This window comes from Legionella cincinnatiensis (assembly GCF_900452415.1).
Classification (GTDB): Bacteria; Pseudomonadota; Gammaproteobacteria; order Legionellales; family Legionellaceae; genus Legionella; species Legionella cincinnatiensis.
In genome coordinates this window covers 3,778,137-3,798,476 of sequence record NZ_UGNX01000001.1, presented here as the reverse complement: position 1 = coordinate 3,798,476, position 20,340 = coordinate 3,778,137, and the positions used below count along the sequence as shown (strand labels likewise).

Genomic DNA, 20,340 nt, shown 5'->3' with positions numbered 1-20,340 from the left:
TAGTGTAGCTTAAATGAAGCGAGGCGGGACTTCAGAAGTTTGTACCACTAAAATTTAGCATCCTTAGCTCCCTGTTTTTGCTCGCTATAAACCCAACTGCTTATGATAATGTGATGTTAAAGTGCTTTTCCCAATTTGACAAAACGTGGCTTACCTACTTTTGCGGGAACTAATTTACCACGAATATCTATCATTACTTCCTCACCTGTTTCAACAGGAACGCGTGCTAGGGCGATGGACTGTTCTAGTGTAGGAGAGTAACTTCCACTAGTAATAATTCCATCGGCACAACCAGGAATAACTATTCTTTGACCCTGGCGCATGATTCCTTTATCTAATAGAGTAAGCCCTACCATTTTGCGTTTAACACCTATTTGTTTTTGTGAAAATAAAGCTCCCATGCCAATAAAATCGCGATCTTCGGGTTCCCACTTAATAGTCCAGGCTAAGCCTGATTCCAATGGACTGGTGGTTTCATCCATATCTTGGCCATAAAGAAGCATGCCGGCTTCTAATCTTAAAGTATCTCGAGCACCTAAGCCACAAGGGTGAATTCCTGCTTTCATCAAATCATGCCATAATTGAGCGATGATTTCTTGCGGAACAATAATTTCTAAACCGTCTTCCCCAGTATACCCTGTGCGTGCAAAGAACCAATTTTCTACATCAACACATTCGAAGTGGGTTAATGTAGAAACTGCATCAATTTGTGCAGGATTAAGTGTTTTTAACACTTTTTCTACTGCATTAGGGCCTTGTACGGCAAGCATGGCTAATTCTCTTCGCTCTTGCAAGCCAACAGCAAATCCCTCACTTTTTTTGCGAATCCAGGCTAAATCATTTTCTCGGGTTGCTGAGTTTAGAATAATCCGATAATTATCTGAAGCACGCTGATAAACGATAAGGTCATCAATAATTCCGCCATGCTCATTGCACATACAGCTGTAAAGCGCTTTTCCGTTATGTTCCAATAAGTCAACATCATTCGTTAGAAGCTTGCGTAAAAATTGACGACAACCAGCACCAAGTACATCTACGATGGTCATGTGCGAGACATCAAACATGCCCGCATCTTTGCGAACATACTGATGTTCTGTGATCTGAGATCCATAATGCAACGGCATTTCCCAACCATGAAAATCAACCATTTTTGCACCACACTCTACGTGTGCGGCATGAAGAGGAGTTTTAGCAATCATTGCATATCCTTATAAATAGAACCTTGACGCCAATGATTATACCTATTGCGGTATATACTGTATATTGCATAAAGCATATTTCTTAGGACTACTTGAATGACTTGGCTAATTTTTTGGCGATGGATGCTCGATTTAGGATGGTTATTTTTTCTTTTGATTCTGTTTCGACACTTTTGGCAAGATAGGCAGGTATTAGTGCGTGCGAAATCTTGGTTAATCACCAAGGGCCGCATTACCTCTTGTGAATGGACGGAAGTTGGCCATAGCGTTTGGCCTAAAATTGAATATTCTTATCAAGTTTATGATAAAAATCTGACTGGAGAGTATTTATTTTTAGATACAGCTCATAATAATCCAAATAGTAACTATTCTCGAAGTATTGCTTATAAGGCGGCAGTTGCTTTTAAAGAGGATAAAGAAATTGATGTTTATTATAATCCCAATAATCCTGAGCAATCCGCTTTGGATGTCACTGTGCCAACCAAATTAAATATCATTTTAATTTTGATTGGCGTATTCATTGTTTTGCATCTAGGGCTTATGGTTTGGCGTTATTTTGGTTCGTTTTAGTCTGCGGTGCTGGGGGGCTTTCTTCTTCAATATCACATTTACAAGGAGCTTTGTTGATCACAGCTTGTAGATTGGTGATACTGTAACCTCTTACACCTTGGCCTGAGGGAGCAACCATAAAATTAATGGTCACTTTTAATTGCTGTTTTTGTTGGTATTGAGGATTTTGGTATGCAACTAATAAACCCATAGTGGCTTTCCAATGGGTGGAGTCAATATTAGAAATGGCCGGTGGTTCAGTAGCTACAGCACTTACATAATAAAGATTTTTTTGTACCACCTCAGGTAATTTCGAAGCATTTAATGCATTGCTGTATGCTATCCAGCCATCTGCTGTAAAGTATTTAGCTATTCTTTTTTGATCTTCTAAATAATTTTTATAACTGTACGTGTATGTGGCGACAATGGCTTCATTGACCCAGACTGATAATTGCACTGGATCAGGTTGTGCATAAGTGAATTGAGAAAAAGACAAGAATATCCCCAGGAAAGTTGTTAATTTTTTGTTCATGAATCATGCCTCGGTTGTCAATGGAATAGATTGATTTTAATCATTTTTACTGACATTCACCACCTCCAATGAAAAAGTATTAGTGCCTGAACATGCTTGAATCTTGGGAAAAAGATTTCTTTTGGACAAGATAGGTCATAAAGTATTTTAGGGTAATGGCAGTGGATCTTGGCGCGGATACTAAAAAAATCCCCGGCTTGAGCCGGGGTAAATCGAATGTTTAGATCATGAACCTAAACATTTCTTCGCTTAAGAGGGGGTAAAGCGAAGTTAAGCATTCGGGGGAAATGCTCACTATATTAGACACCTAAATTCCAGGAAAGTTCAATTTTTAATCTAATTAATCATGATAACGAGTCATGGTGGATGGGTGTTCATAGGCTTTTATCTATTGATTAAGCTTTCTTTATGGTATTTTATGAAGCAATTAAACGGATATCGAAATAACTGTAACTGCATTTTTAGTGTATACTGTTTGTTTGATTCTGCAAAGTGTATTTCGGTATATCAGCCAAAGATTATTAAGGAGGCATAGTGCGGGAAAGTCGGTTCTACTTTGCTAATCCTGATAGAGTCGGTCGATATATAAATCGTTGGGATTTACTGCTTCTTATTCTTATTTTTTCTATCTTATTTTTTTTAGGTTGGGCTGGCTCGCAAATGGCTACTCCCTATCAATTAGGAGAGCAGATCCCTATTTCTTTAGATCCTTCCAATCTTCCTTTTTACGCGTTGCGTACCGTGTTACGTATGTTTATCGCATTATTTTTTTCCATAATTTTTACTTTTACTATCGGTCTTTGGGCCGCTAAAAATCGACGTGCAGAACAGATAATTATTCCTGCGATTGATATTTTACAATCCATACCCGTCTTAAGCTTTTTATCGATTACCGTAACTGGGTTTATTCACTTGTTTCCTAATAGCTTATTAGGTCCTGAGTGTGCTTCTATTTTCGCTATTTTTTGTGCTCAGGTATGGAATATGACTTTTGGTTTTTATCAATCCATAAAAATGCTGCCTCATGATTTAAAAGAAGTAGCTTCTATGTTTCGCTTATCGGCATGGCAGCGTTTTTGGAAACTGGAAGTACCTTTTTCTATGTCGAGTTTATTATGGAATATGATGGTTTCTATGTCTGCCAGTTGGTTTTTTGTGGTCTTATCGGAAGCGATTTCTGTTGCACATCAAAATATCCGCTTACCTGGAGTAGGCTCTTATATCGCTTTAGCCATCCAGCAACGTGATTTACATGCTGTGGGCTATGCAATTTTAACGATGGTTGTTGTTATTTTTTTGTACGATCAGATTTTCTTTCGCCCTTTAATTGCATGGTCAGAAAAATTTAAAGCAGAAGCCTCACATGATGAAGCGGAATATCAATCTTGGTTGGTAGATTGGATGCGTGGTAGTCGTTTAATGAAGCAATTTGCTGAAATTATTAGAGTTTTTACGGATCATTTTGTGAATGCACGCTGGTTGCGCCTTAATGAGGCCAAAGCAATTAAGGAAATTGATTTTAAAAAACAAAGGCGCATTGATAGGTTTTGGGGGGCTTTTGTTTTGTTATGTGTGTTTTCTGGAGCATGGTTTTTGCTGCGCTTTATTCTTGCAGAGTTGAAAATTGCTGATATTGTCCATGTATTTTTGCTGGGTGCCGCAACTGGGACACGTGTCATATGCTTAATTATCCTGAGTTCATTAATTTGGATTCCAGTAGGTGTATGGATAGGGTTGAGACCAAGAATTGCACAAAAAATACAGCCAGTGATTCAATTCGTTGCAGCCTTTCCAGCCAATTTATTCTATCCTTTATTTGTGATTGCTATAGTTAAATTTCATTTAAATGTAGAAATTTGGGTCACTCCACTAATGATCCTTGGCACTCAATGGTATATTTTATTTAATGTGATTGCTGGTGCATCGGCAATTCCGCGTGAACTTTATCTGGCGGCAGATAATTTTGGGTTGAAAGGATGGCTGTGGTGGAAAAGATTAGCAGCGCCAGGGATTTTCCCTTTTTATATTACTGGTGCCATAACTGCAGCAGGTGGTGCATGGAATGCCAGCATCGTGGCAGAATTTGTAAGTTGGGGAAATACTACGCTCAGAGCCACTGGCTTAGGTGAATACATTCAAGCCAGTACCGCAACAGGAGATTTCCCAAAAATTGCTTTAGGTACAGCGATGATGTGTTTGTATGTGCTTGCTTTTAACCACTTGATTTGGCGTCCGTTATATCGATTAGCGGAAGAACGTTTTAATTTTAATTAATAAATCATCATGTCTGAAACCATTATTTCTATAGAAAGTTTAAGTAAGTCGTTTAAAAAATCATCAGAGCAAAATTTGCTTGTACTTGAGGATGTGAATTTTAAATTACAAGAAGGTGAAATTGTTGCTTTATTAGGTAAGTCTGGTTCAGGAAAATCGACGTTGCTGCGTATTATTGCCGGTCTAGTCGCTCCAACAAGCGGTTCAGTGACTTACAGAGGAAAACCAGTTTTCCGACCTGTTGATGGTATTGCGATGGTTTTTCAGTCTTTTGCGTTGATGCCGTGGCTCACGGTATTGGAAAATGTAGAGCTTGGTCTTGAAGCACAAGGCGTTAGTCGAGAAGAGCGAAGACATCGTGCTATTGAAGCAATTGATATTATTGGTCTTGATGGTTTTGAATCTGCTTTCCCCAAAGAATTGTCTGGGGGCATGCGCCAACGTGTTGGTTTTGCGCGTGCGTTAGTGATTAACCCTGATGTTTTGTTAATGGATGAGCCTTTTTCCGCACTTGATGTGCTCACTGCGGAAAACTTAAAATCAGACTTGTTGGAATTATGGAAAGAGAAGAAAACAAATACGAATGGAATTTTATTGGTAACCCACAATATTGAAGAAGCCGCTACTTTGGCGGACAGAATCGTTATTTTTGGTAATGATCCTGGATATATTCGTGCTGAGTTACCTGTAACTTTACCACAACCTCGTGATCCTGAATCTTCTGAATTTCGAGCTTTAGTTGATAAAATTTATACCTTAATGACTACTGGCCCTAAAGAAAAGGCGAAACGTGCACAAAGAGAACGACAAATTGGTTTAGGTTATCGTTTACCTGAAGTAGAGCCCTCAGAATTGACGGGTTTGATTGAAACAATGACTTCTTTTGAAGAGCGTATTGACTTACCAGAGCTTGCTGATGAGCTCATGATGAATATTGATGATCTGTTTCCTATACTTGAAACATTAGAAATATTAGGCTTTGCTAAAGTTTCTGCGGGAGATATTCAATTAAGTGATTTAGGAAAGCAATTTTCAGAGGCTGATCTCCAAGAACGTAAGCAATTATTTGCACAAAGATTATTGGAAAAAGTGCCTCTTGCACGTTACATTCGCAGAATTTTAGATGAAAAAGTAGGTCATAGAGTTTCTGAAGAGCGATTTTTAAGTAAACTTGAAGATTACTTAAGTGAAAAGGAAGCCGAACGTGTTTTACGCACCATGATTGATTGGGGGCGCTATGCAGAGATTTTTGCTTATGATTTTAATACGGGTATTTTAAGTTTGGAGAATCCAGGTATAGGTGTATAAAAGCCCTTATTAAAGCTCATTGCCCAAAAAGTCCAATTTATTTGCTAAAGAATACTTATATCCCAGTGATTTATTTATTATTATTTGTTCAAATTGACTTAAGGTTATTTAGCATGGAGCATAAAGAAGAATATGATGAACATTTAAAAATAATCCTTCTTGGTGATAATTATGTTGGAAAATCCTGCTTATTAGCAAGTCTTTGTGGCAATGCAGATTTTCATAACTATTGCGACACCATGGGTGTTGATCAGAAAATAAAATTCCTTAGAACTTATAATAAAACCATAAAATTACGCATTTGGGATGCTTCCGGAGCCCCCAGACTTCAGAAGATCGTCGCCTCCTATTTTCATCTTGCTGATGGTGCCTTTATTTGTTTTGACCTTACTAACCTCCAATCGTTTTACAATACCAAAGCCTTGGTCGATCGTTTTAGAGTAAACAATCAACAGGCACCTATTATTCTTGTTGGTTGTAAATCTGATTTAATTGAGTTGAGGAATGTATCTTACAAGAAGGCTCAAGCACTGGCGAATCAATTAGGTCTCACTTATATAGAGGTCTCTGCGCTTAAAGAAATTAATGTTAAGGAAGGATTCAGTTTATTAACCAAGCAAATTTACTTTTTGGCTCAATTAAAAAAAATTAAACCTATTCTGGAAGAACAATACCATAATTATCTATTAAAGATGCAAAAAAACCGTTCAGGTTTATTTTCAGCATGCAGTCAAAATCTTACTCAAGAAGGTTTATTAAAAGAGGAGTATTACAGAAGCCTTAAACAGTTTCTTCAATCCACTGATCCTTCTGCCTTGAATGAGTTCTGTATCACAATATTAGATCTCATCGAAAGAATGGATCAATTGTATGAGCATGAAAATCCTTATTGGAGTATTATTACTCATAGCCCTCTCTCTAAAATTCTGCGCCATGCATTGGATGTTTTATGCAGTATGCCCGCAGAAGTTATTGAATTATCTGATATTAGAGAACTGATAAATAAAGATAGGGTTTTCTGTAGGGTGCGGCAGTAAGCAAATTGTCTGTTAGAGAAGCCGTACGACGTTGGGGACCTCTCTTTTAGGTGAATTTTAATTTTTTAGTAGGGTACACATGCATGTTCGCGAGCTTTTTTTATTGAATGTATTAAATTGACTTGAGGAGTTTGGGTTTTTTTCAAACATGCTATGCTCACTGACTCGAGCTGTTTCTGAAGTGACTTTAAAATCTTCTTTTGATGCTTCCTGATAACTACTTAATTGGTATTGGGTGGTCATTTGGGCAATATTCTCTTTGATTTGAGGATAGACACAAGTATAGAAAAATTTACCATCAACTTCGATACTACATTTTTCATAGAGTTTAGTTGTTTGCGCTTCATGTTCATTTTTATCCAAAGGATATTCTTGTTTTTTGGCAACGGAGCATGCGCTCAAAGATGTTTTTTCATCAACAGCAAAAGCTGTTTCATCGCCAAGATGGTGCATCCATTCAATAATTTTATTGATATGTTCTGCATTAATATTTCTAAATGTTATTACCAAACGAGCGCGATCTTCCCCGGGAGCAAGGCGAAATAGGTTTGCAGTGTGAATTTTTACATCAGCTAAAGATAAAATTATATGCCCGAGCAAATCACATTTTTCTGGATTAATACGATAAGGAATTAAAAATTCTTTAAATTCTTTATGAAGTCCAGTATTACTAAGTATTGATTCATTGCGATGATAACGCTCAAATAAAGCAATACTATCCAACAGCATTATAAGTTGGGCGCATAATTTTTGGTTTCCATTCATTTCTCGCAGTTGCAAAAAATGATTAATTTCTTGTTTGCTATTTAAGATATCTACATACAAATGCGGAAAACTCTCTAAATCATGGATACGGCCTGATAAAGTGGAGATAAAACTAATGAGGTTTTTTATCGTGTCTGTAAGTGAAGTGTCGGAGTAACTAGCCATTATCATCAGCTTTACTTCGTCAAGATGCTTTTTAAGTATATTTTTAGCATTTGTCTCTAAAAGTGGGGCAGATAGTGCTTTATATTGGGCAATTATTGGGGGAGAGTTTTCTTTTAATGCTTGGAAACGGTTTTTAAAATTAAAAATAAAGTATTCAATCATAGCGTCATCGTTGAGTAATATCGGTTTGCCATGTAGGTACTTGTCTTCGGGAATTTTAAAGAAGTTGAGTATTTTTTTGATTTGAGAAAAATCGAGTCCTGCTGCAATGGAAAATGCTATTTTTTCCATTGTTTCTTCATGGTCAAAAGAAAAACCTTGCTTGAGCTGCTCTTTATTGACTTTAATATCGGCTAATTGATAAGTAATGTAGTTAACAATTCCTGAATTAAGACTTATTCGTTCTTGCTCCAGAAATTGTTGTAGCTCTCTTTTTAGCTTTGATTTCATAATGCATCCCTTCATTATTACAAAAACACAGTTAGAAGATTAAGCTGATTTTCGTGATAGATAACTCAATATTTCCAGTAAACGATCCGGGCTACCTGCCATTTGTAAATCAGTTTTATATTTATGATTTACCACGAAGGCAGGAACAGCATTAATTTGGTAGCTTGCCATCAAGCTCATGCCATTTTGTACGCGCATATCAATGGTTGGGGAGTTCTCAAAGGCACTTTTTGCAATTTCTCTATCTACCCCTTGTGCTACAAAAAACTGGATCATTGCTTGTTTGGAATCTAATGGCTTTTTGTCTTCTTGTATGGTTTTAAATAATAAAGAGTTCATTTTATCTGAAAGAGCGAGTGTTTTCGCTGTATAATAAGCTTTGGCGTAGAGTTCCCAGGAAGGTTTAAATATTACAGGGACACGTTCAAATTGGATGTTTTTCCCGGTTTCGCTTACCCATTCATCTAGAGGTCCTTCAATTTTATAACACCAAGGACAACCATAACTAAAAAATTCCTCAATAACGGGGATTTTATTTTTGTCATTTGTAGCATTGGGATTAGTCACAATTTGATAATCTTTGCCTTCAACAAATGATGCAGCTAAGGCCATTGCTGGTAAAAGAAAAAATAAAGCAATTAATTTTTTAAACATAATTTTGTTTCCTAATGTAAACCTTCAATATAATGTGCAACAGCTTCCATGTCATCTTGGCCCATTCTACTGCTAATGTCTTGCATAATATGGTTCAAATCGTTTTTCCGTTTGCCCTCTTTAAATGCATTTAATTGTAATACAGTATAAGCAGCATGTTGGCCAGAAAGAACTGGAAAACCCGCTTGGACGTTGCCTGTGCCTTTAGGACCATGGCAAGCGATACATGCCGTGATCTTTTTTGCAAAATCTCCTCCACGGTAGATTTGCTCACCTCGTTTCAGAAACTGTTCTGGTGTGCTGCCTTGAGCAAGGGGCATTTTAGCATAATATGCAGCCAAGTCATCCATGTCTTGATTGCTCAATGTGGAAACTATGGCGCTCATTGTTGGTGCGTTACGCAAAGAAGGGTCTTTCATGTCTTTAAGTTGTTTTATAAAATATTTAGGATGTTGTCCAGCAATATTAGGCCATTCAGGATTTGTACTATTGCCTTGCTGTCCATGACAGGCAGTACACACAAGCGCCTTATTGGCTGTAGATGAACTATCCTCCTGAGCAAAAAGAATGAGTGGGATATACAGAATAAAAGCGAGTACAAATTTTTTCATCGATTTCTCATCATAAATTCTCAAGTAATGGTACACTGTCTTGGTTGAAATCCCAAAAAGTATTATTTTCATGTTAGAAAACCCTTATTCTAAAGCAGTATTTCTAAAAAGTGCTGCACGTGTATCTCAGTTGCCCGATGATTCAGGTTATGAGGTTGCTTTTGCTGGACGTTCTAATGCAGGAAAGTCTAGTGCTTTAAATTGTTTAACGGGAATTAAAAACTTAGCTCGGACAAGTAAGACTCCTGGACGAACTCAGTTGATTAATTTGTTTCAGTTGGATGAAACACGTCGTCTTGTTGATTTACCGGGTTATGGTTATGCCAAAGTTGCTTTACGAGTGAAGATGGATTGGCAAGAAAATTTAGCGCATTATCTTGAGGTCAGAAAAAGTTTAAAAGGTTTGATTTTATTGATGGATATCCGACATCCTTTAAAAGACTTAGATGTAATGATGGTTGATTGGGCTTTGGATCGGGGCTTACCTGTACACATTTTATTAACCAAATCAGATAAATTAAGCCGAAGTGAGGTAAAGAATACCGTAGTCAAAGTTCGTAAGTATTACGAGTTGGCGCAACATTTAATTACAGTTCAGTCTTTTTCGTCTTTGAGAAAGGAAGGAGTTGGAGAGTTAATTGCTCTATTAAATCAGTGGATGGATTTAACATTGTAGCGTGAGTAGTTAAACTTAAAAGATCCCATAAATTATCGTTCAAAATTAGGCAATGTCCCTAAAAAAACTTCAGGAACGGCGCCTAGTAACCCAAAATTAGACGCAATTTTTCATCTGGTTTTTAAGCAAATTCCAAATGATCCCACGCTATCAGACAAGGGCTGCTAAACGAACGTTATCTCATAAAATGCGTAGCATTTGTACTGCATCCAGTTCTAAATAAAATCAATTCGATGTAAAAAATTACTTTTATTTTTTATATCGAACTCAGGTTCTTCATTAGCAGGTCCTCTGCCCGAATGGTTTAAAGTGTAATAACTCGAGCTCTTACGATAAAACAAAATATCAGAGAGAGTGCAAAAGCGCTGCCACCAACGACTGCTTCTGCACGTTTATCATGATGTTTGAATCACAAGAACACTACAAATATCATCCTTTAATTTCCGCATTTTCCAATACTTTTTCTGCTTGAGCCGCACGATAATTTTTAATCGCTTCACGGTATTCAGGGTATTTATTGCTCAGGATTGTTGCTGCAAAAAGAGCGGCGTTAATGGCTCCAGCTTTGCCGACTGCAAGGGTACCTACTGGAATACCTGCGGGCATTTGCACTATAGAAAGCAGGGCATCAAGGCCATTCGTAAAGGTAGATGATGGCATAGGTACTCCTAAAACGGGCAATAAGGTTTTTGCTGCAACCACACCCGGCAAATGAGCTGCTCCACCTGCTGCAGCGATAAATACTTCGATACCACGTTGTTCCGCTGATTTTAAATAGTCAAATAAGGCATCAGGTGTGCGATGGGCAGATAAAGCGCGCACTTCATGAGGAATATTTAATTTTTCCAGAGCTAAGCTGGCTTCCTCCATAATTGTCCAATCTGATTTAGAGCCCATTAATATAGATACTAATTTATTTGACATAATCCCCCCAGTGATTTGCTATAGCTAAATGTTTTTTAAGATGTACAACGACAAATGGTTTGTATTGCTTCAACCAAAGCAATTCCTTCTAACTCTTGTACCCTGGCTTTTAAAAGTTCGGGTGTATCATTTAGTCTGACAGGACATTTTTTTTGTAAAATAATAGGTCCTGCATCTACTTCTTCGGTAACGTAGTGCACGGTACATCCTGTTTCAATTTCTTCTGCATCTAAAACAGCTTGGTGCACCTCAAGATTCATCAGACCACCGTAGGCTGGTAAAAGTGATGGGTGAATATTAATAATTTTATTTTTCCAGGCTAAAACAAATTCAGCAGACAAGATACGCATGTAGCCAATGAGTACAATAAGTTCGATTTGATGTTGCTTGAGAATATCGGATAAACAATTATCAAATTCAGTTCGGCTTAAATCCTGTGAATTAACAAACATGGATTTAATGCCAAAATGGGTGGCTTTTTCTAGAATAAGCGCATCTGCCTTATTGCTTAGTACCAATTCAATCGATGCCGCCAGATTTTTTTGATTAATGGCTGTAACAAGTGCATTAAGGTTAGTCCCTCGGGTCGAACCTAAAACGGCGATGCGAGTCATAACGCCCGTATCCTTAACATCTGTTCAATGCGTTGTTGAATTAAGGGCCGAGTGCCTATATCCTGACGATGAAATAAAGGACCTTCAATTAATGAAATTTCATGCTCGGCTTTTGCTTCTGCTGCAAAAATGGAATCTGCAATACCCACATAAGCGGCTGTGCGAGAGCCTACAGCAATGATTTGCTCATCCACTTGATTGACTGAGGCCAGGTATAAATGGTCTTGACAGGTAATTTTTGAAAAATCAATAGCAAAATTTTTCCTGGGTGAATCTGGATATCCTTCAGGAACTGTATATTTACAGACCGTGGCTTGTTTTGCAAACTTCACTTTATCTTCATGCAAATGACCATTCACTAGCGACTGACAAAGAGCTACAAAATCAGATTCTAAAATCGAGAGCACATTTAAGGCTTCGGGATCTCCAAAACGTGCATTGAATTCGATGACGTAAATTCCATTTTTAGTCGCGATAAAGCTTCCATACAAAATGCCAATGTATTGCTCATTACATTCATGAGATAAGGCACGAAAAACGGCATTGTTAATCGCTAAAGCATCATGTATTTCGTCTGTAGTTAAAAAAGGCAAACTATGATTGGTGTCTGAATAGCTACCCATTCCTCCTGTGTTGGGACCGCTATCGCCATCATAGGCACGTTTATGATCTTGAACTAAAGGCATGGGAATGAGGTGCTTGCCATCTGCGAAACACATCAATGAAAATTCCTGGCCAATAAGTTTTTCCTCAATGAGGATGCTCTGCTTTTGACTAAGAATTTCCTGACAAAAATTCATAGCCTCTGTGATTGAATGCAGATGCTCTCCGGCTACTTTGACCCCTTTACCACTCATTAAACCGTTTGCTTTAATCACATAATTACCTTCACCCAACTCATTAAGAAACGATTCTATATGATTTAGGTTGGTGAATTTTTTATAAAGGGGTAGACCAGGAATATCGTATTTCTGCATCAGGTCACGAGCAAACTCTTTAGATGTTTCAATTTGTGCTAAGATTTTTTTAGGACCAATTGTAGGAATACCAACCTGCCATAATACATCAGCCATTCCTTTTTCTAGAGGCGCCTCAGGACCAATAATTGCTAAATCAATCGCCCAAAGTTTTGCTTTAGATAAGACAGCGGCACAATCAGTAATATCACCAGTACAATATTGAACTGTTAATTGATGAATGCCTGGATTAACCGCTGTACCATAACAAAATAAAGATGGATTTTGTGGCGAGCGATGTAATGCTTTGATGAGAGCATGTTCACGTGCGCCAGAGCCTATAATAAGAATATTCATTCTATCAAGTCCTCTTTTTGTGACTGATTATGATGTCGTCCTGTTTCACGTTGTAGCTCCAATTGCTGCATTTTTTCTTGAGTTATTCTTTTGCAGAAATAATCGCCATCCATACACGCCATACATGGCTTTTTGATTTGATGTTCACCACGACGTGTGACCGCTTCAACCAAATCTTCCTTTGTTTGATACATTAAAACATCGACGCCCAGATAATTTGCAATTTCTTCCTCAGTTTGATTTGCTGCAATGAGTTCTTTACGTGAGGGGATATCAATGCCACTGAAACAGGGATTTTTAAGTGGGGGAGAAGTGGAAGCAAAATAAATTTTCTTTGCTCCAAATTCTCGGACCATTTTGACAATTTCACGGGAGGTGGTTCCTCGTACAATACTATCATCAACAATCATCACCACTTTATTTTCGATTTCAGTGCGTTGCGGGGTTAATTTGTAGCGAATATTACGCGTTCTCGCCTTTTGGTTAGGCATAATAAATGTTCGACCGATAAAGGGGTTTTTATATAAACCTTCGGAATATCTTACGCTTAACTCATGTGCAAAAGACAACGCGGCTGTATTTGCCGTAAATGGTGCCGGAATAACCACATCAGGGGTCATATCGGGATGATTTTTCTTCCATTGGAGGGCTAGATTTTGTCCCATGCGCAAGCGAGCTCGGTACACGCTGACATTATTCAATGTTGCATCAGGGCGAGCAAAATAAACATATTCAAAAACACAGGGTCTGAATTGTTCTTTTTTAAGCACGCGACGATGCAGTTTCCCCTTAAGATCAACATAGGCTACTTCGCCAGGTAATATATCTCCTTGTGGCTCAAATCCTAATGCATAGAAAGGTGTGGTTTCTGAGGCGAAAATTGTATCTATTGTGCCATCGGCATTTTGTCGAGTTCCCCAAACTAAGGGGCGAATACCATGCGGATCGCGGAAGGCAACCAATCCTTTACCAATGATCACGGAGACAATGGAATAAGCTCCTTCGATTCGTTTAAAAACATAGGACACTGCTTTGGTGAGCAGCTCAAAAAAGCTTTCATAGTCTTCGTCAATACTGTAGGCACTACTTGCGAGTTTGTCTGCAAATAGAAGCAATAAAGCTTCTGAATCAAGAGAGGTGTTGAGATGACGATGTTGCTTTAAACGAATTTCATCCGCTAATTCCTGATAATTAGAGAGATTGCCATTGTGCGCCAGCGCGATACCGCGTGGGCTACCAATCCATAGAGGTTGAACATCAGTGGTGGTATAACCCCCAGCAGTGGGATAACGAACATGGCCAATACCTATATTGCCTTGAAGTGATAAGAGGTTTTCGGGAGTAAAAATTTCTCGTGCCAAACCTAATCCATGCTTTGTATAAAAACGCTGATCACAGGTGAGTATGCCTGCAGCATCTTGTCCTCGATGTTGCAGATGAATGAGGCTCTCATACAATTCAGAGGCTACGGATTCATGACTGTAAATACCTACGATCCCACACATGGATGAACTTACCTCAAATAATTGGCAATATGGCGCATAATACGTTGCTCGGCCGGTTCTTTATGCACCGTAAAATTAAATTTTTTACCGGTAATTCGTTCATAAAGTTGAATATAGCGTGCTGAGAGCTCTTCAACTAATTCTTGAGGTGCTTGGGGGAGTGTTTCATCATGGTAAGGATCAGAGTTTTTAGCAAACCATAAGCGTAAGAACTCTTTGTCTATATTTTCAGGCTCTAATCCCGCGGCAATACGTGCTTGGTAACTGTCAGCCAACCAGTATCGACTTGAATCAGGGGTATGAATTTCATCAACGACTCTAATTGTTCCCTCAGCATCACGACCAAATTCATACTTGGTATCTACTAAAATCAAGCCATGATCGCGAGCGATTTCAGCACCTCGCTGATAGAGCTTAAGTGCTAAGGTACTTACTTCTAACCAATCTTTTTCACTCATCCATCCTTCAGAAATAATTTCAGCTGGAGAAATAGGGCGGTCGTGAATTTTTTCTTTGGTAGTTGGGGTCAAAACAGCGTGTTCCAGTTTTTGGTTTTTTCTTAATCCTTCTGGAAAGGTAATGCCGCAGTAGTCGCGTATGCCATTTTGATATTGGGTCCACAAAGAAGTGCTTGTGGTGCCGCTAATATACCCTCTTACTACAAACTCAATCGGAAAAACAGTACATTTTTTAGCAATAACTACATTGGGATCGGGAACGGCAATGATATGATTAGGGACAAGGTTTTTTGTTTGTTCAAACCACCATGCGCTGGTTAAATTAAGTACGGCTCCCTTATAAGGAATGAGCGCCAAATGCCTGTCAAAAGCACTGAGCCTATCCGTAGTCACAAGCATGATGGAAGCACCAAGATCATAAGCATCTCTTACTTTTCCTTGATATTTTTCTCCTACAGGCAAACTTGTTTGGTCAAGGCAAAAAGCCAGGGCTTCTTGAATTTCATTACTATAATGAGTAGTTGTAGTATTCATGAGCATGTGGATTCCCAATAATGTGAGTTAACAAAATACGATCAGTAAGCGTCGCGACATCGACTTCATCGCTGGTAAATTGCCATAAAACACCATGACTTATTTTATTGATTTTTGGAACTGTATAATGGGTTTTAAGTGTTTGTAATGTTTGTTGTCCTTTCAAGTCTTCTTGAGGGCGAACGAGATAGGCCGAAGTATTTTTAGAGCGAAACTCATTTAAGGAAATTTCTCGCTCTTTGCGATCAGAATACAAAAGTCCCGTTTTTTTTAATAATTCAAAACTTTCTAGCGAATCACAATCAATTTCCCAATGCTCAAAGCGGTTCACTGTGACTGGGAATCCTAAGTGTCCTAATGTTTTTTGCACGGTTAATGCTTGGTTATCAGTAATAATAAGCTTGACAAGGCATAGGTAACTACTTGGATTTTTACTAAAATGATGGAGTTTGGATGAGGACAAATCCGTCATCCGAGATGAAACGTTATGAAGGGAGACGTTACTTGGACTCTGATGACGCGTGTCTTTTATATAATCACGCATGGATGTAAAAATAGGGTCACCATTCACAGTACGTTCAGGGTGGGGCATCATTGCCATCACATTACCTGCTTGGTTTGTAATTGCTGCAATATTACCAGCGGAACCATTGGGATTGATGGGGAAATTATCAATAATAGTGCCTTCAGCATTACAGTATTGAAAAAGATTTAAGCCTTGTTCTTCGATTTGATTTAATAAAGAGTCGGGTATAAGAAAACGCCCCTGGGCATGTGCAATGGGAAGATGGATTAAATCAGTACTTGCAAGATGGCGAGTAAACGCATTATGTTGATGCTTGTCAGACAAGCGCATATGAACCCAAGCATTATAAAAACCGGTTCCTATGATTTTGCGATTCACGATTCGTTTATTTTCGGTAAGCGCCATATGAATCTCATGATCTTCAAGTCCGGGTACCAATCCTGATTCAACCAAGATTTGTGCGCCATTGCAAATTCCTAGCACCGGTTTCCCTTGTTCACTTTGGGCTCTGATTTCTTGGATTACGGGATCAAGTGCTGCAATAATTCCGGCACGGGAACGATCTTCATAAGAAAAACCACCAACAAGAATATAACCATCCAAACAGCGCAATTTTTCTAGCGGCTCATTCCACAGAAACTCAACTGGCTCCATTCCTGCACGTTTTACCGCAAGCGCTGTCTCACGTTCACAATTAGATCCCGGAAATTGAATTAAGCCTATGCGTATCATAAAAGCGTCACCTTTTGCTCTCCTCTTATGACGTGTCCAATTTCATAAAGAGGGTAAGATGGAAAATCGCGTAATACTTCGCGAATAGCAGAGAGTGTTTCCGGTGCTATAAAAAGAACCAAACCGGCACCCATATTAAAAGTGCGATACATTTGCTCATCATCAAGATGACCTAATTTACGTAATAAATTAAATATTGGAAGCTCGGGGATCAAACTTTTGTGGATTTCAACAGCACAATTTTTAGGGAGGATACGGGGAATATTCTCCAGTAACCCACCTCCAGTGATGTGCGCCATTCCCTTAATCGGAATGTTTTTTTCCAAAATGCTTAATATAGGGCGCGTATAATTAACATGTGGAGCCAAGAGCTCTTCACCAATAGTATGGGTAAAATCTTGAAATTGGGATTCTACTTTGTAACCTGCAACGTCGAAAAGTAATTTTCTTGCTAATGAATAACCATTAGTGTGCAAGCCACTTGAAGGAAAGGCGACTACAATATCTCCTGCACTTATTTCTTTTCCTTCGATTGCTTTACTTTTTTCCACAACTCCAGTAATTACTCCCACTAAGTCGTGTTCGCCAGGAAGATAGGTTCCAGGCATTTCAGCTGTTTCACCACCCACTAAAGAAATTTGATTTTCTTGGCATGCTTTTACCATACCACGAATAATGTGTTCGATAATTTCGGGTTTTAATTTATCATTGGCAATATAATCAAGCAAGGTAAGTGGTTTTGCACCCAAAACAATAATGTCATTGGTTGTTGCACTCACTAGATCAATACCGATGGTGTCAAATTTTTGCATCATTTTGGCCACCATCATTTTGGTGCCTACCCCGTCAATGCTTTGCACAAGAACAGGATGTTCATAATGATGGAGAAGACTTTTAAGGTCATACATGGCACCAAAACTGCCGATTCCTGTAAGTACTTGGGGTGAAAAAGTACTTTCTACAGCTTTTTTAATACTGCGAACCGCTTCGTTACCTGCTTCTATATCCACACCGGCAGCTTTATAATCGATAATTGACATTTATATGAGCCTCTCAACTAAACCATTTTTCCAGGCAGTTTTTGCTGCACTAATAGGTACATGAACTACGGAATTCATCATCAATGTTGGGGTTGCTGTTGTTTCACCTATTGTATGGAATGCTATTGAATGATCCTGAAGTAGCGTTTCCATTTGGTTTAAATGCTGTGGAGAAACTTCGAGGATAAATCCCCCACTTTCCGAGAATAATTTTTTATCGTTAGGCAAATTGCCAGGAATAAAAACATCCACACCAATTTCATTTTTAAAGCTCATTTCCGCAAGGGCAACAGCGATACCCCCCTCGGAAATGTCGTGAGCTGAAAGAATCAACCCTTTTTGCATGGCGATATGGACGGCACTAATTTCGTTGGCAAATGAAATAAGATCAGGTTTGGGCAATTGGCTGCCGAGCTGATGGTGCAATTGGTAATAAACGCTACCACCGCATTCATCCTTACGTTCTCCAACCATGAGCAATACAGAATTGGTTTGTTTTAAGTCGTAGGTTATTGCTTTGGAATAGTCACTGATAGCACCTATACAACTGATAATAGGACTTGGAGGAATAGCTCCTTGAGCTGATTCATTATAAAGGGATACATTGCCTGAGATAATGGGTAGGCAAGCATCATGATGAATCATTTTCACTGCTTTACATGCATCGGTGATTCCTTGCACTGAAGCAACAAACTCCCCCATTTGAAACTCATTTTCTGGATTGCCAAAACACAGACAGTCTGTCAGTGCAAGAGGCCACGCGCCCACTGCAATGATGTTGCGTACTGATTCTATAACTGCGTTAACAGCCCCCCAATAAGCGTCAATTTTATTGTAACGAGGGTTATGATCAACAGATAAAGCAACCCCTGTTTGGCGAATTTCTTCAGGATATTTATCTTCATTAAATGGAGCAATCAAGCCAGCATCAGCCCATCCTGGTTCAAGAACAGAACGACCTTGAACTTGCTTATCATAGCTTTCATAAATAGGAGCCCGAGAGGCAATGTTTTCATGCGAAAGCAACTGCAATAATTGTTCATTGAAATTGTCAATGCTAAAAGGTATTGGTTCATTATGGGGTGGTTGTTTTATTTGGTAAGGTCTATCGTAAAGTATGCCTTTAGTAATGTCTTTGGCTTGTGCAGAAACAATCTCTTTACCTTGTGCTTTCACTACATACAAACCATCGTTTCTTATTTTTCCTACAACCGTTGCTTGTGCACCATCACAGATTTCTGGAAGAGCAAAACGTTCGTTGTAATGTTTTAAGAAGGTATCTACAAGTTCTTGGGGCACGACCCACATAAAACGTTCTTGGGTTTCAGAACATAAAATGACTGCGGGAAGTAAATTATCCATACTGGTAGGAACCAAATCCAGATTAATTTCAGCACCATAATCACTTGCTTCTGCTAATTCCACACTGGCACAAGCAATTCCGCCCGCACCTAAATCTTTAAAACCAACCCGATCAATGAGGTTATTTTCACGTAAAAATTCAAACATAGCATAATTGGCTTTAAGAATATGCCGTTGTAAAAATGCATTAGGTTCTTGAACTGCTCCTTTATTTTGCTCTTGTTGTTCTTCACTGAGTGTTGCCGAAGCAAAAGCTGCACCGCCAAAGCCACTGTTATCGGTTGGTTTGCCTACTAAGATAAACTGATAATCTTCTGCATGAGAGGGGGCGTAAGAATGAATAATGTGATCCTCGCGGACTACACCTAAAGTCACTACCGTTACCAGGCAATTTTCATTATAAGCTTCATCATAATAAGTGTCGCCGGCGAGATTAGGAATTCCAAGTGGATTCGCATATCCAGCAATACCTTGAACTACCCCTTGATGAATCCATTTTGTTTTCGCACGATTAATGTCTCCAAAGCGTAAGCTGTCTGCAACGGCAATCACTTCTGCTCCCATACAACAGACATCACGTACGTTACCACCTACTCCAGTCGCTGCTCCTTCGAAGGGTACAAGTTGTGAGGGATGATTATGTGACTCATGGCTTACGACAATACCATAGCGTCGTTCTTGTTTATCAGTAGCTACGGCAACAATGCCTGCATCTTCTTTGGGGCCTAGGATAACGTGAGGTGCTTTAGTAATGAATTGATTAAGGTGCTTACGACTGCTTTTATAAGAACAATGTTCCGAACCTTGAATGGACCATAACACGCATTCTGCATAAGTGGGTGGCCGTTTTAATAAAGAATTCTGAATAGTGAGTGCTTCATCAGGAGTTAGGCGCAGGTTAAAACGTTGGAGTAAATGAGCTATTTCATCCAAGGACAATTGAGAGAAATCAAAACAATCCGGTGTTTCTAGCATTTTAAGTAAAGACCATCAGCTAAAACGTCAACAAATTGTAATCGTATTGCTGACAAAAAGCAATAAAAATTTTGTCATTTAGTTGTCAAATTGGTCAAAAAATTTCTAAAAAATAAAATCTTCTTCTCCAAAAAATC

At 38.7% G+C, this 20,340-nt stretch carries 18 protein-coding genes; 5 read left to right on the top strand and 13 right to left on the bottom strand.

Going from position 1 to position 20,340, the window contains the following annotated elements; genetic code table 11:
• Positions 1-116: 116 nt before the first annotated feature.
• Positions 117-1,199, bottom strand: coding sequence for a glycine cleavage system aminomethyltransferase GcvT (gene gcvT / locus DYH34_RS16580; RefSeq protein WP_058465744.1), 1,083 nt, complete (start codon positions 1,197-1,199; stop codon positions 117-119).
• Positions 1,200-1,295: 96 nt separating this feature from the next.
• Between gcvT and DYH34_RS16575 the strand changes: the two genes are divergently transcribed.
• Positions 1,296-1,769, top strand: coding sequence for a DUF3592 domain-containing protein (locus DYH34_RS16575; protein WP_058465743.1), 474 nt, complete (start codon positions 1,296-1,298; stop codon positions 1,767-1,769).
• Here DYH34_RS16575 and DYH34_RS16570 read toward each other — a convergent pair.
• Positions 1,738-2,280 (bottom strand): DotI/IcmL family type IV secretion protein, encoded by a 543-nt coding sequence (locus tag DYH34_RS16570; protein ID WP_058465742.1) that lies wholly within the window; start codon positions 2,278-2,280, stop codon positions 1,738-1,740. The two genes, DYH34_RS16575 and DYH34_RS16570, sit on opposite strands and share 32 nt — an antisense overlap.
• Positions 2,281-2,814: 534 nt before the next feature.
• Here DYH34_RS16570 and DYH34_RS16565 point away from each other — a divergent pair.
• The 3 genes from DYH34_RS16565 to DYH34_RS16555 all read left to right on the top strand — a co-directional run bounded on the left by DYH34_RS16565 (position 2,815) and on the right by DYH34_RS16555 (position 6,899).
• Positions 2,815-4,554, top strand: a complete 1,740-nt coding sequence (locus DYH34_RS16565; protein WP_115342640.1) for an ABC transporter permease — start codon at positions 2,815-2,817, stop codon at positions 4,552-4,554.
• 9 nt (positions 4,555-4,563) lie between these two features.
• Positions 4,564-5,862, top strand: a complete 1,299-nt coding sequence (locus tag DYH34_RS16560; protein WP_058465740.1) for an ABC transporter ATP-binding protein — start codon at positions 4,564-4,566, stop codon at positions 5,860-5,862.
• Positions 5,863-5,975: 113 nt separating this feature from the next.
• Positions 5,976-6,899 carry a Rab family GTPase gene (locus DYH34_RS16555; RefSeq protein ID WP_058465739.1) on the top strand — a complete coding sequence of 308 codons (924 nt, stop codon included), beginning with the start codon at positions 5,976-5,978 and terminating at the stop codon, positions 6,897-6,899.
• Between the two features lie 57 nt (positions 6,900-6,956).
• Here the strand turns inward: DYH34_RS16555 and DYH34_RS16550 are convergent, their stop codons facing one another.
• Genes DYH34_RS16550 through DYH34_RS16540 form a run of 3 tightly spaced genes read right to left on the bottom strand, consistent with a single transcriptional unit; the run spans position 6,957 to position 9,544 of the window.
• Positions 6,957-8,279: a hypothetical protein gene (locus DYH34_RS16550; RefSeq protein WP_058465738.1), complete on the bottom strand. Its 1,323-nt coding sequence runs from the start codon at positions 8,277-8,279 to the stop codon at positions 6,957-6,959.
• A gap of 39 nt (positions 8,280-8,318) precedes the next feature.
• Complete coding sequence (locus DYH34_RS16545) at positions 8,319-8,933, bottom strand: thiol:disulfide interchange protein DsbA/DsbL (RefSeq protein ID WP_058465737.1); 615 nt, start codon at positions 8,931-8,933, stop codon at positions 8,319-8,321.
• A gap of 11 nt (positions 8,934-8,944) precedes the next feature.
• A complete protein-coding gene (locus tag DYH34_RS16540) occupies positions 8,945-9,544 on the bottom strand; it encodes a c-type cytochrome (protein ID WP_058465736.1) in 600 nt (199 codons plus the stop codon).
• 70 nt (positions 9,545-9,614) lie between these two features.
• Here DYH34_RS16540 and yihA point away from each other — a divergent pair, with 70 nt between their 5' ends.
• Complete coding sequence (gene yihA, locus DYH34_RS16535) at positions 9,615-10,220, top strand: ribosome biogenesis GTP-binding protein YihA/YsxC (protein WP_058465735.1); 606 nt, start codon at positions 9,615-9,617, stop codon at positions 10,218-10,220.
• Between the two features lie 429 nt (positions 10,221-10,649).
• On the opposite strand, the gene purE is transcribed toward yihA, so the two are convergent.
• The 8 genes from purE to purL are packed head-to-tail and all read right to left on the bottom strand — an operon-like array spanning position 10,650 to position 20,203.
• Positions 10,650-11,144, bottom strand: coding sequence for a 5-(carboxyamino)imidazole ribonucleotide mutase (gene purE / locus DYH34_RS16530; protein ID WP_058465734.1), 495 nt, complete (start codon positions 11,142-11,144; stop codon positions 10,650-10,652).
• Positions 11,145-11,179: 35 nt separating this feature from the next.
• A complete protein-coding gene (purN, locus tag DYH34_RS16525; protein ID WP_058465733.1) occupies positions 11,180-11,758 on the bottom strand; it encodes a phosphoribosylglycinamide formyltransferase in 579 nt (192 codons plus the stop codon).
• Positions 11,755-13,071 carry a phosphoribosylamine--glycine ligase gene (gene purD / locus DYH34_RS16520; protein WP_058465732.1) on the bottom strand — a complete coding sequence of 439 codons (1,317 nt, stop codon included), beginning with the start codon at positions 13,069-13,071 and terminating at the stop codon, positions 11,755-11,757. The genes purN and purD overlap by 4 nt, the downstream gene beginning before the upstream one ends.
• Positions 13,068-14,576: an amidophosphoribosyltransferase gene (gene purF / locus DYH34_RS16515; protein ID WP_058465731.1), complete on the bottom strand. Its 1,509-nt coding sequence runs from the start codon at positions 14,574-14,576 to the stop codon at positions 13,068-13,070. The genes purD and purF overlap by 4 nt, the downstream gene beginning before the upstream one ends.
• Positions 14,577-14,584: 8 nt before the next feature.
• Complete coding sequence (locus DYH34_RS16510) at positions 14,585-15,574, bottom strand: phosphoribosylaminoimidazolesuccinocarboxamide synthase (protein WP_058465730.1); 990 nt, start codon at positions 15,572-15,574, stop codon at positions 14,585-14,587.
• Positions 15,543-16,826, bottom strand: coding sequence for a phosphoribosylformylglycinamidine synthase I (gene purQ / locus DYH34_RS16505; RefSeq protein ID WP_058465729.1), 1,284 nt, complete (start codon positions 16,824-16,826; stop codon positions 15,543-15,545). The genes DYH34_RS16510 and purQ overlap by 32 nt, the downstream gene beginning before the upstream one ends.
• Complete coding sequence (gene purM / locus DYH34_RS16500) at positions 16,823-17,866, bottom strand: phosphoribosylformylglycinamidine cyclo-ligase (RefSeq protein ID WP_058465728.1); 1,044 nt, start codon at positions 17,864-17,866, stop codon at positions 16,823-16,825. The genes purQ and purM overlap by 4 nt, the downstream gene beginning before the upstream one ends.
• A complete protein-coding gene (gene purL / locus DYH34_RS16495; RefSeq protein ID WP_058465727.1) occupies positions 17,867-20,203 on the bottom strand; it encodes a phosphoribosylformylglycinamidine synthase subunit PurL in 2,337 nt (778 codons plus the stop codon).
• Positions 20,204-20,340: the final 137 nt, after the last annotated feature.

Excerpts from the sequence above, each read along its gene's own strand:
- purD (WP_058465732.1), bottom strand. The coding sequence starts at position 13,071 with ATGAATATTCTTATTATAGGCTCTGGCGCACGTGAACATGCTCTCATC.
- purF (WP_058465731.1), bottom strand. The coding sequence starts at position 14,576 with ATGTGTGGGATCGTAGGTATTTACAGTCATGAATCCGTAGCCTCTGAA.
- yihA (WP_058465735.1), top strand. The coding sequence starts at position 9,615 with ATGTTAGAAAACCCTTATTCTAAAGCAGTATTTCTAAAAAGTGCTGCA.
- DYH34_RS16550 (WP_058465738.1), bottom strand. The coding sequence starts at position 8,279 with ATGAAATCAAAGCTAAAAAGAGAGCTACAACAATTTCTGGAGCAAGAA.
- DYH34_RS16555 (WP_058465739.1), top strand. The coding sequence starts at position 5,976 with ATGGAGCATAAAGAAGAATATGATGAACATTTAAAAATAATCCTTCTT.
- DYH34_RS16560 (WP_058465740.1), top strand. The coding sequence starts at position 4,564 with ATGTCTGAAACCATTATTTCTATAGAAAGTTTAAGTAAGTCGTTTAAA.
- DYH34_RS16510 (WP_058465730.1), bottom strand. The coding sequence starts at position 15,574 with ATGCTCATGAATACTACAACTACTCATTATAGTAATGAAATTCAAGAA.
- DYH34_RS16545 (WP_058465737.1), bottom strand. The coding sequence starts at position 8,933 with ATGTTTAAAAAATTAATTGCTTTATTTTTTCTTTTACCAGCAATGGCC.
- gcvT (WP_058465744.1), bottom strand. The coding sequence starts at position 1,199 with ATGATTGCTAAAACTCCTCTTCATGCCGCACACGTAGAGTGTGGTGCA.
- purL (WP_058465727.1), bottom strand. The coding sequence starts at position 20,203 with ATGCTAGAAACACCGGATTGTTTTGATTTCTCTCAATTGTCCTTGGAT.
- purM (WP_058465728.1), bottom strand. The coding sequence starts at position 17,866 with ATGTCAATTATCGATTATAAAGCTGCCGGTGTGGATATAGAAGCAGGT.
- DYH34_RS16540 (WP_058465736.1), bottom strand. The coding sequence starts at position 9,544 with ATGAAAAAATTTGTACTCGCTTTTATTCTGTATATCCCACTCATTCTT.
- purN (WP_058465733.1), bottom strand. The coding sequence starts at position 11,758 with ATGACTCGCATCGCCGTTTTAGGTTCGACCCGAGGGACTAACCTTAAT.
- purQ (WP_058465729.1), bottom strand. The coding sequence starts at position 16,826 with ATGATACGCATAGGCTTAATTCAATTTCCGGGATCTAATTGTGAACGT.
- purE (WP_058465734.1), bottom strand. The coding sequence starts at position 11,144 with ATGTCAAATAAATTAGTATCTATATTAATGGGCTCTAAATCAGATTGG.
- DYH34_RS16570 (WP_058465742.1), bottom strand. The coding sequence starts at position 2,280 with ATGAACAAAAAATTAACAACTTTCCTGGGGATATTCTTGTCTTTTTCT.
- DYH34_RS16575 (WP_058465743.1), top strand. The coding sequence starts at position 1,296 with ATGACTTGGCTAATTTTTTGGCGATGGATGCTCGATTTAGGATGGTTA.